Below are 16,168 nucleotides of genomic sequence, written 5' to 3' on the forward strand. Positions count from 1 at the left end.
ATAAATTGCAGCAGAACCGTAAGCTGCTTCGAGCTCATATGAGGCCTCGCCGTTCTGCTGCAGAAACTGCATCAGAAACCTTACACGAACGGTGGGCGGCTGAGCTGTGCTGCACTTTTGCAGCAGAAGCCGCCTCCCATCTCCCAAACTAGCTAGTTTGTCTTGATTCTGCTGCATAAACTGCATCAGAATCGCAAGCTGTCTCGAGTTTTCGCCGTTCTGCTGTACATACTGCAGCTGAAACGTAAGCGGCCTCGAGCTTTGCTGAGGCTTTGCCGTTCTACTGCATAAATTGCAGCAGGAGCGTAAGCGGCCTCGAGTTCTCGTCGTTCCGCTGCATAAATTGCAGCAGAACGGTGAGCATCTTAACGTTTGGCGATTAAGGCGTAGGAACAAATTCCAATTTCGGGCAAAGACATGCCCCTCCCACCTGTGGTAAAATCGCCTTACTAAATGAGCCTATGCGTATGCGGTATGAGCCAGGAGAGCGCACCGCACAAAACCGGGACGGAGGGATGTCCATGTACAAAATATTGCTCGTAGACGACGAAGCGGGTGTCCGCGAAAGCATCCGGAGGAGGATCGCCTGGGAGGAGCACGGCTTCGATTGCGTGGGGGATTGCGAGAACGGCTTCGAAGCGCTTGAAGCGGCGGAGCGGCTGATGCCGGACGTCGTGCTGACGGACATTAATATGCCGTTCATGGACGGGCTGGAGCTGACCCGTCGGCTCGCCGAGCGGTGCCCGCATGCGAAGGTCATCATCCTGACCGGCTACGACGACTTCGATTACGCCCAGAAGGCCGTGAAGCTGAAGGTGATGGATTTTATTTTGAAACCGATTACATCAAGCGAGCTGACAGCGGTCCTGCAAAAGGTGCGCGGCGAGCTCGACGCGGAAAAGCTTCGGCGCGAGGATTTCGACCTGCTGAAGCGCCAGCTTCACGAGAGCCTGCCCTTGCTCAAGGAGCGGTTTCTCGAGCGGCTCGTCAGCGCGGATATCGGGCAGCGCGAGGCGGAGGAGCGGCTTGCCTATTTCGGGCTGCCGCTGGCCGGTCCGGATTTTCTTGTGTTTGCCGCCGACGTCGATCGTTTCGCCGAATCGCATGCAGAGACCGACCACGAGCTGCTGCGGTTTGCCATCTACAACATTATGCAGGAAATCGCGGGGCAGGAAACCGGAGCGGCTGTGTTCCGCACGCGCGAGGAGAAGATCGTCTGCATCCTTTCCGGCCAGGGCGGCGACCCCCTGCTTGAACGTGCGCAGCAGCTGGCCGAGGAAATCCGCCGGGCGGTGGAATCCTATTTGCGCTTCACCGTGACGCTCGGCATCGGCATGCCGGAAACGGGCTTGAAGGGGATCCGCTCATCCGGACGCTCTGCACTAGCCGCTCTTGATTACCGGTTCATGCTCGGCGGCAACCGGGTGATCAGCATTATGGACATAGAGGGCCGCCGCGAGAGCGGAGAGGCGCTGCCTTCGGCATGGGAGAAGGAGCTGCTCGTCGGCATCAAGACCGGAACGCGCGAGGAGGTGCGCAAGGCGATTACGAATATCGTCAGCCATTTGAAAACGTCGAATTTGTCGATCTCCCAGTGCTACCTCCGCATCCAGAAAATACTCATTTCTCTTATGCACGCCCTGGACGAGCTGGGAGGAGAGGCGGAGCCGTTCGGCGATGGCGCGAATCCGCTCACGGATATCTACACGTTCAAGACGCTCGAGGAGATCGAAGGCTGGCTGCACGATACCTGCCTGCGGGCGATAGGCCGGATCGCGGAGGCCCGCAACGATTTGGCCGAATCGCAGATCGGCCGGGCGGAGGCGTACATCAAGGAAAATTATCAGCAGCAGGAGTTGACGCTGAAGACGATTTGCCAGGAGGTCCATATGAGCAGCAGCTATTTCAGCGCCCTGTTCAAGCAGCAGACGGGACGGACGTTCGTCGAATATTTGACCGCCGTCCGTCTGGAGAAAGCGAAGGAGCTGCTCAAGTTCACCGACCTCAAAACGTACGAAATCGCGGCGAGGGCGGGATATGCGGATCCGCATTATTTTAGCGTTCTGTTCAAGAAGACGACCGGCGAGACTCCGTCCGAATACCGGCAGAAGACGGCGGTGGAGAAGCCGTGAACCTGTTCCGCTTCAAAAGCATTCAATTGAATATCGCAGCGGCGTTCGCCGTGCTCATCCTGCTGACCGCCGTGTTCATGGGCGTGATCTCCTACCAGCTGTCGGCCGTGGCGGTCCGGGATACGGCGAAGGATTTTACGGGAGAGATCGTGAAGCAGGTGAACGCCAACATCCAATCCTACGTGACCAATATGGAAAATATTTCGCTGCTCGTCCTGAACCATCGGCCCGTCCGCGAATATTTGTCGGGGGATGCCGGGGACGGCGGGAGCATCTCGGAATTTTTCCGCACGATTATGATTTCCCGCAAGGATATCGCTTCGATCGGCGCATTCAGCTATGAGGGCGAGCGGTTCGCGTCCGACCGGAGAGACGCCAGGCTGAATCCGTATGTGAAGGTTGCCGATCAGACCTGGTTTAAGGAAGCGAAGGCGGCCGGAGGCCGCACGGTCGTGTCGGCGCCTCATGTACAGCCGGTGTTCGACGACGAGTACCGGTGGGTCGTATCCCTTAGTCGGGAAATCCGGAGCGCCGACAATACGAGGGGGCTTGGCGTGCTGCTTGTCGATCTGAACTTCAGCGTTATTAACGACATTGTGAGCAAGATCGATCTCGGCAAGCGGGGCTACGTGTTCATCGTCAACGACGAAGGCAATATCGTGTACCACCCGCAGCAGCAGCTGATCTACAGCAGCCTGAAGACGGAAGCGATCGACAAGGTGCTGAGCGTGGGAAGCGGCACGTTTATGACAAGCGAAGCGGGCCAGCGCAAAATGTACACCGTCCAGGATTCGGAATACGGCTGGAAAATCGTCGGCGTTTCCTATGCGGACGAGCTGATCGGCAACCGCCGCCAGATGAAGCTGTCGTTCGTTGCGCTTGGCGTGTTCAGCCTCATTGCGGCGATTTTGATATCCGTGCTGCTGTCCCGCAATCTGTCGAAGCCGATCCAACAGCTGCACGAGCATATGAAGGAAGTGGAGAAGGGCAATTTCAACATCCAGGTGCCGGTGGACCGGACGAAGGAAATCGGCAGGCTGGCCCGCACCTTCAATCTGATGGTGTTCCAGATTCGGGAGCTGATGGGGCAGGTCGTGAAGGAGCAGGAATTCAAGCGGAAAAGCGAGCTGAACGCGCTGCAGGCGCAGATCAATCCTCATTTTCTGTACAACACGCTGGATTCGATCATCTGGATGGCCGAGGAGAAAAAGTCGGAGGAGGTCGTCCTCATGACGTCCTCGCTTGCCCGGCTGTTCCGCGCTTCGCTCAGCAAAGGGAAGGAGCTCGTCCCGATCCGGACGGAAATCGAGCATATTAAAAACTATTTGACGATTCAGCAGATGCGCTACCGGGACAAGCTCGATTTTCAAGTGGAGGTTGATCCTGCGATCCTTTCGTGCATGACGCTTAAGGTAACGCTGCAGCCGCTCGTGGAGAACGCGATTTATCACGGGATCAAAAACAAATACGGGACGGGCACGATCCGGATTACCGGAGAGAGGCATGGGGACCGGATTTTGCTGCGGGTCGCGGACAACGGCGTCGGCATGGATGCTGCAACGCGGGAGCGGCTGCTTGCGCCGGACAGCGGCGGGGAGTACCGCGAGGGGAAAGGGGTCGGCATGACTAATGTGCATGAGCGGATCCGGCTTTATTTTGGCCATGAGTACGGGCTGACGGTGGAAAGTGAGCCGGACGCGGGCACGACCGTAACGGTGGCGATTCCGGTGGTGCTTCCGGAGGAAGCGGCGCGAAAGGAGGCGGCTGAACGATGACGGGAAGGGGAATGACGATCAAATGGCTCTTCCTGCTGGGAGCGGCTGCTTTGCTGGCGGCGCTGATCTATAATTTGGCGGACGCGCTGCGTGGCGGCCCGGCGGAACGGCCTCATGTCATCGTCATGGTCAAATCGACGGCAACGGGCATGGAGTTCTGGGGCGTATTGAAGGACGGAGTCCTTGAAGCGGCGAAGGAGTTCGACGTAGAGGTTGAAATCGTCGGGCCTGAGCGGGAGACGGACGTGGATCAGCAGATCGGGCTGGTCGAAAAGGCGCTTGCGGACAAGCCGGACGCAATCGTGCTGGCGGCTACCGATTTTAACCGGCTGGCTCCTTACGCCGACCGGATCAAAGAAGCGGGCATTCCGCTCATTACCGTCGACTCGGCGGTCAACAGCACCGCTCCGCGAAGCTACATCGCCACGGACAACGTCGAGGCGGGGAGCAAGGTCGGCCGCAAGCTGGCGGAGCTGTCCGGCGGCGGCCGGTCGAAGATCGCCATTATCAGCTACGTCCGGGACACGGCGTCCCAGATAGAGCGCGAGCAGGGCGTGCGGGCTGTGCTGAAGGCGGATGAGAGGTTCGAAATTTTGGACACTTATTACAGCGGCGGAGATGAGACAAAAGCTTACGAAATCACGAAGTCGCTTATCCAACAGCATCCCGATCTCACCGGCATCGTTGGTCTGAACGAGCCTTCCACGGTCGGCGCGGGCCGGGCGATTCGAGATTTAGAGGCGGTTGGCCGGGTGACGCTCGTCGGCTTCGACAGCTCGGTCGACGAGGTGCGCCTGCTGGAGGAGGGCGTCATGAAGGCAACGGTTGTGCAGCGGCCGTTCAACATGGGCTATCTCGCCGTCAAGACCGCGGTAGAGGTGCTGCGGGGCGAGAAGGTTCCGGCGCGTGTCGATACCGGCTCGGTCGTTGTCACGAAGGACAACATTTACGAGGAGGAGCACCAGAAGCTGCTGTTTCCGTTCATCGGGATGAACGGGGATTGAAGCTTGGGAGTGTGTTAGAAAAGGAAAAAGCAGGATGGGAACCGGCTGAAAAAGCGGGACGGTTCTCTGTCCTGCTTTTTTTGTGTTCGCACAGACCGTAGACCCGCTTAGGTAGTCTGGAGAATCGTGCTCCTTTCAGCTAAATAACGGAACGGTAGTCCGCGCAAGCTCAAAATGACCGCTTTTACCTCGAATAGAGGAACTGAAGTCCGTCTGATCACCGTGCGGCACAAAGAGGAACGTTAGTCCGTCTGATCTCTATGCAGCTATTGGTCGAACTGCTGCCAGTTTAAGGTGCCTGAAACCGGAATCATAAAATAGTGACCTTTTTGAGGAAGATATTCAATTCCGCCTCTTCCGCCCATCTTTTACAATAGGGGCATAACAAAGAAACGCAAGCGGGGTGGAAGAGGATGAACGGAAAACAGCTGATTTTGATGGAGGGAATCACTAAATCATTCCCTGGTGTGAAAGCGCTTAATAGCTGCCGTTTTGAGCTGCTGGCCGGAGAGGTGCACGCGCTGGTCGGCGAGAACGGGGCAGGCAAATCGACGATGATGAAGGTGCTGACCGGCGTGTATCAAAAGGATGAAGGGCGGATCGCTTACCTCGGCAAGGACACCGAAATTCCCGACACGAGAACGGCACAGGACCTCGGCATCAGCATGATCCACCAGGAGCTGAACCTGGCTCCGGATTTGACGGTCGCTCAAAACATTTTTATCGGACGGGAGCCGCGCCGGGCGTTCAAGCTGTTCCTCGACGAGAAGAAGCTGCACGAGAAGGTGATGGAGCTGTTCAGGCGCATGAACCTGCAGCTGGACCCGCGCAAGCTGGTGTCGGAGCTGACGGTCGCCAAGCAGCAGATGGTAGAGATCGCCAAGGCGCTCTCCTTCAACGCCCGTGTGCTCATCATGGACGAACCGACGGCGGCGCTGAGCGACAGCGAGATCGAGGATTTGTTCGTCATCATTGAGGAGCTGAAAAGAAACGGAGTCGGCATCGTCTACATTTCGCACCGCATGGATGAGCTGAAACGGATTACCGACCGGATCACCGTCATGCGCGACGGCACCTATATCGACACGGTGCGGACGGGCGAGGTAACGACCGATCAGATCATCTCGATGATGGTCGGCAGAGCCGTTTACCACGAATCGGTGCCCGACGCCAAGGCGGCGAGCGAACAGGTCGTGCTGGAGGTCAAAGGCGTCAACCGGGGCAGCGCTTTAAAAAATATCGGGTTTTCGCTCCGCAAAGGCGAAATTCTCGGAGTTGCCGGACTTGTCGGAGCGGGCCGCACCGAAATGGCGCGGGCGGTGTTCGGAGCCGATCCGGTCGATTCGGGCGAAATCGCCGTTCATGGCCGCAAGGCCTTGATCCGCAGCCCATACGACGCGGTTAAGCACGGCATCGGCTATCTGTCGGAGGACCGCAAGCAGTTCGGCTGTATGGTCGATATGGACGTGAAGACGAATGTCGCGGTTGCGAGCTATGGCGCTTTTTCGGGGCCGTTCGGCTTCATGAAGGACGGAGCCATCCAGGTGGCATCGGAGAAGATCGTCGAAACGCTGAGGGTGAAAACGCCTGGCGTCGGCCAGACCGTGAAGTTTTTGTCCGGCGGCAACCAGCAGAAGGTCGTCATCGGCAAATGGCTGACGCGCGACTGCGACATTCTCATCTTCGACGAGCCGACCCGCGGCATCGACGTCGGTGCCAAAAGTGAGATCTATAAGCTCCTCGACGAGCTTGCGGAGCAGGGGAAATCGATCATTATGATCTCCTCCGAGCTGCCGGAAATTCTCCGGATGAGCCACCGCATCCTCGTCATGTGCGAAGGCCGCATTACCGGCGAGCTTTCGCGGTCGGAAGCGACGCAGGAGCGTATCATGGAGCTTGCCACCAAGCGAGTATTGAAGGAGGTCATGTAAATGAAGCTTACCTTAGCAGGCAGTAAAGCAGATAAAGCAGGCAATCCGGTTCAGCTCAAATCAGGCGCTCTGCAGCAACTTCTGGCGTTTACAAGTCTGGTCGTGCTGGTCGTCTTTTTCTCTCTCTCATCCAGCAATTTCTTCGGGTTCTCCAATATCGTAGGCATTCTGCTCTCGACGGCGGTTATCGGCGTACTGGCGCTCGGCTCGACGTTCGTCATCATTACCGGGGGCATCGATTTGTCCGTCGGCACGGTAATGACGCTCAGCGCGGTCATGACCGGCGTATTCATCACCTTCTGGGGCGTGCCGGTGCCGCTGGGCATCCTGGGCGGGATTTTGACCGGCGCGTTCTGCGGACTTTTATCGGGACTAAGCATCGCCAAGCTGAAAATACCGCCATTCATCGCCACGCTGGCCATGATGATGATCGCCAAAGGGCTTGCGCTCGTCATCTCCGGCACAAAGCCGATTTACTTCAACGACTCGCCGGTATTCCGGGAAATTGCACTCGGCTCCTTGCTGAATTCGATCATTCCTGGCTTCAAAATCCCGAACGCCGTGCTCGTGTTTTTCCTTGCCGCGATTGTAGGCGCCGTTTTGCTGGCGAAAACGATCGTCGGTCGCTACAATTTTGCGCTTGGCAGCAACGAAGAGGCGACGCGCCTGTCCGGCGTGAACGTCGACAAATGGAAAATCGTCATCTACACGATCACCGGCGTGTTCACCGGCCTTGCCGGCGTACTGATGGCATCGCGCCTCAATTCCGCACAGCCCGCGCTCGGTATGGGCTATGAGCTGGAAGCGATTGCGGCCGTCGTCATCGGCGGCACCTCGCTCAGCGGCGGCAAAGGCACGATCGTCGGCACCGTCATCGGCGCGCTCATCATGAGCGTCCTCACCAACGGGCTGCGCATCATGTCCGTCCCGCAGGAGTGGCAGACGGTCGTCGTCGGCTTCGTTATCCTGCTGGCGGTATACGCGGATATCCTGCGCCGCCGCAAAAAGTAATCGGCAGTGCCTCCCGCTGCGGCGGGAGTTTCCATCCTATAAACGATAAGAAGGGGAGATTTTCGGTATGAAAAAGATGTCCGTTCTACTCATGATGCTTCTTGTTGCAGTTACCGTCCTGAGCGCTTGCGGCGGCAATAGCAGCAGCGGAGGCAATGCCGGAGAAGGTACGCAGAACGCGAACGCAGAGCCGGACGCAGGCGGAGATAAGCTGTATATTCCCATCGTCTCGAAGGGCTTCCAGCATCAATTCTGGCAGGCGGTCAAGACGGGCGCCGAAAAAGCGGCGGGCGAGCTCGGCGTGGAAATCACGTTCGAAGGTCCGGAAACCGAATCGCAGGTGGATAAACAAATTGAAATGCTGCAGGCCGCGCTGGACAAAAAACCTAGCGCCATCGGCTTCGCGGCGCTCGACAGCCAGGCGTCGATTCCGCTGCTGCAGCAGGCGAAGGACGCGAACATCCCGGTCATCGCCTTTGACTCCGGCGTAGAAAGCGACATCCCGGTCGCAACGGCTTCGACCGACAACATCGCGGCAGCCGGCCTCGCAGCCGACAAAATGGCGGAGCTGATCGGCGGCAAAGGCAAAGTCGCGCTGATCGTGCATGACCAAACGAGCCGCACCGGCGTCGACCGCCGCGACGGTTTTGTGAATAAAATCAAAGAAAAATATCCGGACATCGAAATCGTCGACATCCAATACGGCGGCGGCGACCACCTGAAATCGACCGACCTGGCGAAGGCAATTTTGCAGGCTCACCCGGATCTGAAAGGCTTCTTCGGCGCTAACGAAGGCTCTGCGATCGGCGTCATCAACGCGGTATCCGAGCTTGGCATGGAAGGCAAAATTACGGTTATCGGCTACGACTCCGGCAAGCAGCAGATCGACGCGATCAAGAGCGGCGCGATGGCGGGCGCCATTACCCAAAATCCGATCGGCATCGGCTATGAGACGGTAAAAGCTGCCGTAGCCGCCGTGAAAGGCGAGTCCGTCGAAGCAAGCATCGATACCGGCTTCTTCTGGTACGACAAAACGAATATCGACAGCGAAGAGATCAAGGCGGTTCTGTACGAGTAAATCAAACGATGAAGAAAAGCGGGTGAATGCGGCTCGCTTTTCTTTTTATAAAGGAGAGAGAGCAGATGGAGCTTTATGTGGATACAGCCGATTTGACTCAAATTAGAGAAGCGGTCGCGCTCGGCATTCTTGACGGGGTTACGACGAACCCTTCGATTATCGCCAAGCAGAAGCGCCCTTTCCGGGAAACGATCGGCGGCATCGCCGAGCTCGTGCCGGCGCCGGGCAAGGTATGGTGCGAGGTAATCGGGACGGACGCGGATACGATGGTGGCGGAGGCGAAGGAGATGCAGGCCTGGGCGCCGCGCGTCGTCGTGAAGCTGCCGATGGGAGCAGAGGGCGTCAAGGCGGCAAGCCGGTTGTCCAAGGAAGGAATCGAGACGAATATGACGCTGGTATATTCGGTGCCGCAGGCGATTATCGCCGCCAAAGCGGGCGTCGCTTACGTAAGCCCGTACCTTGGCAGGGTGGACGACGCAGGCTGGTCGGGCGAGGCCCTGATCGGCGATATCGTGCAGGCGTACAAGGATTTGGGGCTGAGCACGAAGGTCATCGCCGCCAGCATCCGCGGTCCGCGCCAGGTGCTGGACATGTTCCGCGTCGGCGTCGATGCGGTGACGATGGCGTATCCGGTGCTCGAGGCGATGCTGAACCATCCGATGACTGAAATCGGACTGAACCGGTTCCTCCAGGATTGGCAGGATGCGGGGATCTAAGCGTATGGAGATGAACGTGTAGGGGGAGTGCTCCGGTTGTTTGACACCGTTGGTTAACCGGACAACGTTCGCAGACTAAAGTAACTGGATTTTATGCAGGTATTTCGATGGAACACACAAAATCCGAAGAAATAACTGGAACAGGTACAGATAAATCCGCCCAATGTGCGCGGAACCAGCTAAGATCCTTGTTTTAGATGTAGTAAATCCAGCTATATGGCGGAAAAGAGAAGTTATGGAGGATATAACTACAAGGAATCCATCTATTTTCTAACTAGTTAGTTATTGGTTCACGCACCAAGTCTTGCATCGCTAAACTAAACTGTTTTCACCAACACCGTGCTTTCCAGCTAACTATTGCCAACAAAGGAGGACGGAAGATGTCCGCTTATCTGATGGCCCACGATTTGGGCACGTCCAGCCACAAGTGCTCCGTATTCGATGCGGAAGGGAGGCTTGTGGCGGCAGCGGCAGCCGTGTACCCGACGCAGCTCCGCAGCGGCGGCGAGGCCGAGCAGCAGCCGGCGGACTGGTGGGACGCCGTCGTCCGCACGACCCGACAGGTGCTGGAGCAGGTTGACGCCGCGTCGGTTCAGGCCGTTGCATTCGGCGCCCATATGATGGGCGTCGTGGCGGTTGACGGCTGCGGCGAAGTGCTGCATCCCGCGTTAATACATGCGGATACACGGAGCGCGGCACTTGAGCCCGCTATGTTCGAGCGGATTGGAGAGCAGCAGCTGTATGCATTGACGGGCAACCGGATCGACAGCCATTACCCGCTGCCGAAGCTGCTGTGGCTGCGCGAGAACCGGCCGGACGTCTACCGGAGGGCGGCTTATTTCATCCAGGCGAAGGATTACCTTGTCTTCCGGATGACCGGCCGCCTCGGCACGACCGATTACTCCGACGCATCGCTGACCGGCTTGTTCGATATTCGCGCATGCCGATGGGCGGATGACCTGCTTGCCGAATTCGCGGTCCCGCGCGACCGGCTGCCGGACATCCTGCCGTCCTCGGAGCTTGCGGGCCGTGTGATACCGGAAGCGGCCGCAGCGACCGGACTGCTCGCCGGCACCCCGGTCGTCATCGGCGGCGGCGACGGGTCGTGCGCCGCGCTCGGAGCAGGCGCCGTCCGCCCCGGCGACGCTTACGTGTACCTGGGCACGACCGCCTGGGTTTCGCGTACGACGGCAGAGCCCGTCATTGACGAAGAGCGGCGCATCTTCAACATGTGCGGCCCGGAGGCGCACAGCTATAACGCGCTTGGCACGATGCAGACGGCGGGGGCCGCGTACGAATGGGCCGTGCGCAGCTTCGCCGCCAAGGAGCTGGCGGACGCCGAAGCCGGGCGCGAAGGCGGAATTTCGCCTTACGAAGCCGCGGAGCGGGAGCTACGGGGACTGCCATGGGGCGCGAACGGGTTACTGTTTCATCCGTACTTGATGGGTGAGAGGTCGCCGGTTTGGGACAAGGATGCTCGAGGCACGTTTTTTGGCCTTGGGATCGGCCATACCCGCTTCGACATGCTGCGCGCCGTCATGGAAGGAATCAGCTACGCGCTGCTCAGCATCGCCGAAGCGCTGGAGCCGTCCGCCCCGATTGACCGGTACACGGTCATCGGCGGCGGCATGCGCAGCGCCGTGTGGCGCAGCGTGCTGGCCTCGGCGCTCGGCAAGCCGATCGCGGTGCCTTCGCAGACGGGGGAAGCGACGTCGCTCGGCGCGGCCATGTCGGCGGGCATCGCCGCCGGCATGTACGAGGACTACAGCGACGCCGCCGCCAAGCTGCGCCGCGACCTGCAAACCACTTTGCCGGATTCCGAGGGCCGCAGGGTATATGAAGAAGGCTACCGTCAATACAAGCGGTTATATGAGGTATTGAGGGAACGGTACGGAGCGCTGGAGCGGCTGCGTGCTTAGCTTGGCGGCTTGCGGCTTGTCCGCGAGCCGCTTTTATTTTGTAAGCTTCGCGATGACCCATTTCCCTAACAAGCCGTTTGCAATGTAGATTGGAAAGGAGTACACGTGCTTCCAGGCCAGAGGCTTATAAATTTCTATCCAAATAAAGACCGGTTCTAAAATAAAAGACATAACAAAAGCCAGAACTACACTGGCCCAGAAAAACGACTTCCAGGAGCGGAAGCGCTGATAAATCAACATATAAAAAATAGGCAGAACAACATAATCCACCGGAAGCAGGGGAGTGCACATCGGCAGCAGTTTATGCGGATAAGCCCACAAATGCAGATTCCAGCCCAAAATATCAAGAAAAGTGGCCAGCAAGGCTATGAAAAAGCCATACAGCATGATTTCCGCTTTTCTGGACCGGTCCAGAGCTTTGTAAAAAACAATGATAGCGAGCAGGCCTGCTCCAAGAAGGAGCCACCATCTCCAAGTAAACAAATCGTCCTGAAGCCAATGGTCCATCACCATGTCTGATAATTTGGTTTCATGCTTTATCATTTCATCCATAGGAGTGCCCCCTTTACATCTTTTTCCATAATTTATGTATTCCCTTCATAGCTGACCCCTATTCCCTGTTAACAGGGTTAGGGGTTGTCTTTTTGTTTCCGGGCGGACCAGCAATTAACGCTTGTGCAGTCTGCGATAAAAAGCTATCTTAAGAGTTAATTTCACCTTGGGGGAGCAGCCAGTATGAAAATGACGACATACCGGAAAGTAATCGCCCTCATTATCGCTTTGCTTATTCCGATTATTTTGCTGTACGGTTATTCCAATCAAGTGAGCATTAACGTCGTGAAAGCGACGATTGAGGACCAGAACCGGAACCGGCTCGCCTTCTCCATGAGCCAAATGGATATGATGATCGATCAGCTCATGAAGCATTCGATAACGGCCAGCCGGGACTACAGCATTATGGAATATATGAACGGCCGCGGCAGCAGCGAGCCTCTTACCCAGCTGCAGCGCCATGTCCGGATCGTCGACATGCTGAACATGCAGACGACGACGAGCGCGTGGAGCAATCAGATCATTTTGTATTTGCGCGATTCCAAGGAAGTCATCTCGACGGATTATTCGGCCGTGTATGACGAAGAGAAAGTCAGCGCCCGCGAGCTGGGCAAATGGACGCATGAAAGCACGATGACGTTCGGCATCAAGGATACGCTTTTTTCGGCCATTCAGCCATCCACTATGCCTAACCTGCTCGTTGAGGTCAGGTTCAATGACGTCAATTTGAAAAATATGCTGAGCTCCCTGCAGCAGGGGGAGGCAAGAGAGCCGTTCCTCTATCAGCCCGGACAAGAGCCGATTATTAATTATAACGCCGACTACAAGCTCGTCACCCAAGCTGCGGCCGAGCTGGACCGCAGGCAGCTGCCCGGAAGCGGCAGCTTAAACATGACGCTTGCAGGTCAGCAATATATCGTTAATTACATCCGCTCGCAGACCATCGGGTGGTATCTGGTCGATGTCGTGCCGCTTGAAAGCGTTTTTGCTCCCATCCATACGAGCCGGAATCTGTTTTATACCTCCATCGGGCTGCTGATGTCGCTAAGCGTGCTGGCGACGCTGCTGCTCTACCGCAACGTCCAGCGGCCGATCCAGCTGCTGTTGCGGGGCGTCCAGCGCTTGAAGGACGGGCAGTTCTCGGCACGGCTGAAGCAACGGCCTCATAACGAGTTCGAGTATTTGTTCGACAGCTTTAACGAAATGGCCGAGCAGATCGAGGAGCTGATCGATAAGGTGTACAAGGAAACGCTCCGCTCGAAGGAAGCGACGCTCAAGCAGCTGCAGTCGCAGATCAACCCGCATTTCCTTTACAATTGCCTGTTCTACATTAAAAATATGGCCAATCTGGGCGACAAGGAAGCGGTGGCGGCCATGGCGCTCAATTTGGGACAGTATTACCGGTACACGACCCGCCTGGAAAATCCGATGACGACCTTGAAGGAGGAGCTTGCGCTCATCGAAAACTACCTGAACATCCAGGCGCTGCGCATCCAGCGCTTCCGCTTCGAAATCGACGTGCCGGAGCCGATGCTGGCGCTCGAAATTCCGCGGCTGCTGCTTCAGCCTCTGGCCGAAAATGCCGTCATTCACGGAGTGGAGAACTCGCTGCAGTTCGGTGTCATCCTGATTAAAGGTGAATCCAGGGACGGCGTTCACCGCATTACCGTTGACGATAACGGGCCCGGACTATCCCAGCAGGAGCGGTATGAGCTGCAGAAGAGGGTGGCGATTCCGATGGATGCGCAATCGGGCTGCGGCCTGTGGAATATTCACCAGCGGCTGATTCATCTGTATGAAGGGAATTCCGGACTCTCTTTCCCGGATTCTCCATTAAACGGCTTCCGTGCGGAATTGGTTTGGGAACAGAAGGAGGGTTAATCCATGAGTGATCAACAAGGAGAGCTCCAATTGCTGCTGGTCGACGACGAAGCAAGCGTGGTCGACAGCCTTGCCGATACGCTGCCTTGGCGGGACATTGGGATTACGAAAGTATTCAAAGCTTATTCGGGCTTTGAGGCGCTGGAAATATTGCGGACGAATCCGGTCGATATTCTAATCTCCGACATCCGGATGCCGGGAATGACAGGGCTGGAGCTTCTGTCCCGCGTAAGGCGGAGCTGGAAAAAAATCAAATGCATTCTGCTGTCCGGCCATGCCGACTTCGCCTACGCGCAGCAGGCGATCGCCCATGAAACGTACGATTACCTGCTGAAGCCGGCTAGCGACGAAGAGCTGCTGTCGAAGGTCGGCGGCGCGGCAACAGCGTTAAGAGAGGAACGCGACGAGACGCGGTTCCGGCAGCGGATCGCACAGGCGTTTCAGGAAAGCTTGCCGAAGCTGCGGGGCGAGCTGCTGAACGAGCTGCTGCAGGGGCTGAAATATGCGCCGGAGCGGCTGACGGACAAGCTCGAGTCGCTGAAAATAAACATGGCGCACGGCGAAAGCTTCGCCATGATGCTGGTGCGCCTGGAAGGCCATTTGCCGAAGCTTGATTTCTACAGCCTGTCCCTGATGGAATACGCCGTCGCGAATATGGCGGAGGAGCTGTTCGAGGATTGGTTCCGGCTCTGGTCGTGCAAGAGCGTTCACGGGTATCTGGTGTTCGTTGTCACGGTGCCGGAGGAGAAGCGCGTCTCATTCGCCTCTCAGGAGCAGTTCTCGCAGGCGATCGCCGACGAGCTGCAGCAGAAGGCCGCCCAGCTCCAGCTGAGCGTCAGCCATTACCTGAAAGGCTCGGTTTCCGTGCTGATCAACAAATGGGGATCTTTCCCGCATGACATTACGAGGCTTTACGAGGATGTTCTGCTGGCGCTGCGCAGGCAAGTAGGCAGCCAGAGCGAGCTGTTCGTGCAGGTATCCGGCGAGGCCGAGCAGCCGCAGGTCCATTCGCTGCAAAGGCTGTACGAGCCGCCGCAGCTCGTCCATTTGCTGGAGTCGGGCAATTTCGAGCCGGTGGAGGAGAAGCTGACGGCCATCTGGGAGGAATTGAACCGGAGATGGGCGGATTCGCCGGAGCATCTGCTGGAGGTTTTTTTCTCCGTGTATGCGTCCTTCAGCTCCTTCGCGCATAAGAACGGCCGCGAGCTTGCCGATGTGATCGGCTCCGCCTTGTCCGACGTCTCCGGCTTGACGCCCACCCGCTCGGCCGCCGCTCTGCATCAATGGATGTTTCAGTCCTTCCAAATGCTGAGGCAGTGCATGGAGAACGAAACGAGGAACGACCGCGAGCTCACCGTCCGAAAAATCAAGCAATACGTACGGAAGCATCTCGTGGACGATGTTTCCCTGCAGTCCATCGCGGATTACATGTACATGCATCCCGTTCACGTGTCCCGCATTTTTAAGCTGGAAACCGGAGATAACCTGAGCGATTACGTGCTGCGCCTCAAGATGGAGCTGGCCGTCTCGCTGCTGGCCGACCCCTCTTTGAAAAGCTATGAAATCGCGCTGCGGCTCGGCTATCAGAACCCGAATTATTTTAATAAAGTGTTCAAAAAATATTATTCGCTGACCCCGCAGGAGTACCGCCAAAAGCTGGACGGCGGAGACATAGGCGGGTAAGACGCCCAGGGCTGTCTCAAAAGTAAATCTGTTCACTTGATAAACAGCTCGATTGATGAAAAATCGTTGAAAAATGGTGGTGCCCGGGGACTATCTATCCCTGCACCGCCATTTGTTGTTTTGTAAAGGACATAAACTACGCTTAGAACGACTACGCAGCAAGTGTCGGCGGTTATCGGACAGGAGAGTCGTTTAGAGCGGATTGAAGGTTTGTTTTCTTGAGAGGCATGTCTTTAAAGCTCTGAGATGACCGTTACCATGTAGAGATCGCACAATTGGCTATCTAAGTGTTTTTTTGTCCATTAGAAAGACGCCCCCTGGTCACTCGATAACCTTTTGGGACCGCCCCGTTTTAACGCGCCGGCAATCTTGTTAAATTAGTATCATCCGGATTAAATTGTTGCCATGTTATCAGGGCGAAATTCGCTTTAAGATAAACGTAAGGCAAGTCATTCACGCATCAACGATAACTCAAAACGGAGGTCA

11 protein-coding genes are annotated in these 16,168 nt (G+C 56.9%); 10 read left to right on the forward strand and 1 reads right to left on the reverse strand.

All coding sequences use genetic code 11. The features are described 5' to 3' along the window. Window positions 1–521 precede the first annotated feature (521 nt). From KP806_RS21385 to KP806_RS21420, 8 genes are all read left to right on the forward strand, one after another. Window positions 522–2,132: a response regulator gene (locus KP806_RS21385; RefSeq protein ID WP_224725783.1), complete on the forward strand. Its 1,611-nt coding sequence runs from the start codon at window positions 522–524 to the stop codon at window positions 2,130–2,132. Then, a complete protein-coding gene (locus KP806_RS21390) occupies window positions 2,129–3,907 on the forward strand; it encodes a cache domain-containing sensor histidine kinase (RefSeq protein ID WP_224725784.1) in 1,779 nt (592 codons plus the stop codon). Before KP806_RS21385 ends, KP806_RS21390 begins: the two co-directional genes overlap by 4 nt. Then, complete coding sequence (locus KP806_RS21395; RefSeq protein ID WP_224725785.1) at window positions 3,904–4,911, forward strand: substrate-binding domain-containing protein; 1,008 nt, start codon at window positions 3,904–3,906, stop codon at window positions 4,909–4,911. The genes KP806_RS21390 and KP806_RS21395 overlap by 4 nt, the downstream gene beginning before the upstream one ends. A gap of 413 nt (window positions 4,912–5,324) precedes the next feature. Next, window positions 5,325–6,842: a sugar ABC transporter ATP-binding protein gene (locus tag KP806_RS21400; protein WP_224725786.1), complete on the forward strand. Its 1,518-nt coding sequence runs from the start codon at window positions 5,325–5,327 to the stop codon at window positions 6,840–6,842. Further along, entirely contained in the window at window positions 6,843–7,853 is a 1,011-nt protein-coding gene (locus KP806_RS21405; protein WP_224725787.1) for an ABC transporter permease, read from the forward strand. A 67-nt stretch (window positions 7,854–7,920) separates the two neighbouring features. After that, on the forward strand, window positions 7,921–8,931 hold the full coding sequence (locus tag KP806_RS21410) for an ABC transporter substrate-binding protein (RefSeq protein WP_397376421.1): 1,011 nt from the start codon (window positions 7,921–7,923) through the stop codon (window positions 8,929–8,931). Between the two features lie 65 nt (window positions 8,932–8,996). Next, the gene (fsa, locus tag KP806_RS21415) at window positions 8,997–9,647 is read left to right on the forward strand and encodes a fructose-6-phosphate aldolase (RefSeq protein WP_224725788.1); all 651 of its coding nucleotides are present in this window, start codon (window positions 8,997–8,999) and stop codon (window positions 9,645–9,647) included. A 380-nt stretch (window positions 9,648–10,027) separates the two neighbouring features. Continuing rightward, entirely contained in the window at window positions 10,028–11,566 is a 1,539-nt protein-coding gene (locus KP806_RS21420) for a xylulokinase (RefSeq protein WP_224725789.1), read from the forward strand. A 33-nt stretch (window positions 11,567–11,599) separates the two neighbouring features. Here the strand turns inward: KP806_RS21420 and KP806_RS21425 are convergent, their stop codons facing one another. Beyond that, window positions 11,600–12,118 (reverse strand): CBO0543 family protein, encoded by a 519-nt coding sequence (locus KP806_RS21425; protein WP_224725790.1) that lies wholly within the window; start codon window positions 12,116–12,118, stop codon window positions 11,600–11,602. A 183-nt stretch (window positions 12,119–12,301) separates the two neighbouring features. Here KP806_RS21425 and KP806_RS21430 point away from each other — a divergent pair, with 183 nt between their 5' ends. Both KP806_RS21430 and KP806_RS21435 read left to right on the forward strand, forming a co-directional pair. Continuing rightward, entirely contained in the window at window positions 12,302–13,999 is a 1,698-nt protein-coding gene (locus tag KP806_RS21430) for a sensor histidine kinase (RefSeq protein ID WP_224725791.1), read from the forward strand. Between the two features lie 3 nt (window positions 14,000–14,002). Next, on the forward strand, window positions 14,003–15,682 hold the full coding sequence (locus KP806_RS21435; protein ID WP_224725792.1) for a response regulator: 1,680 nt from the start codon (window positions 14,003–14,005) through the stop codon (window positions 15,680–15,682). Window positions 15,683–16,168: the final 486 nt, after the last annotated feature.

The sequence above is a fragment of the Paenibacillus vietnamensis genome (genome assembly GCF_020169515.1).
GTDB classification, from domain to species: Bacteria; Bacillota; Bacilli; order Paenibacillales; family Paenibacillaceae; genus Pristimantibacillus; species Pristimantibacillus vietnamensis.

What these genes read in the sequence shown, in the direction of transcription:
- KP806_RS21385 (WP_224725783.1), top strand. Translation starts at nt 522, where the DNA reads ATGTACAAAATATTGCTCGTAGACGACGAAGCGGGTGTCCGCGAAAGC.
- KP806_RS21395 (WP_224725785.1), top strand. Translation starts at nt 3,904, where the DNA reads ATGACGGGAAGGGGAATGACGATCAAATGGCTCTTCCTGCTGGGAGCG.
- KP806_RS21400 (WP_224725786.1), top strand. Translation starts at nt 5,325, where the DNA reads ATGAACGGAAAACAGCTGATTTTGATGGAGGGAATCACTAAATCATTC.
- KP806_RS21405 (WP_224725787.1), top strand. Translation starts at nt 6,843, where the DNA reads ATGAAGCTTACCTTAGCAGGCAGTAAAGCAGATAAAGCAGGCAATCCG.
- KP806_RS21410 (WP_397376421.1), top strand. Translation starts at nt 7,921, where the DNA reads ATGAAAAAGATGTCCGTTCTACTCATGATGCTTCTTGTTGCAGTTACC.
- fsa (WP_224725788.1), top strand. Translation starts at nt 8,997, where the DNA reads ATGGAGCTTTATGTGGATACAGCCGATTTGACTCAAATTAGAGAAGCG.
- KP806_RS21420 (WP_224725789.1), top strand. Translation starts at nt 10,028, where the DNA reads ATGTCCGCTTATCTGATGGCCCACGATTTGGGCACGTCCAGCCACAAG.
- KP806_RS21425 (WP_224725790.1), bottom strand. Translation starts at nt 12,118, where the DNA reads ATGGATGAAATGATAAAGCATGAAACCAAATTATCAGACATGGTGATG.
- KP806_RS21430 (WP_224725791.1), top strand. Translation starts at nt 12,302, where the DNA reads ATGAAAATGACGACATACCGGAAAGTAATCGCCCTCATTATCGCTTTG.
- KP806_RS21435 (WP_224725792.1), top strand. Translation starts at nt 14,003, where the DNA reads ATGAGTGATCAACAAGGAGAGCTCCAATTGCTGCTGGTCGACGACGAA.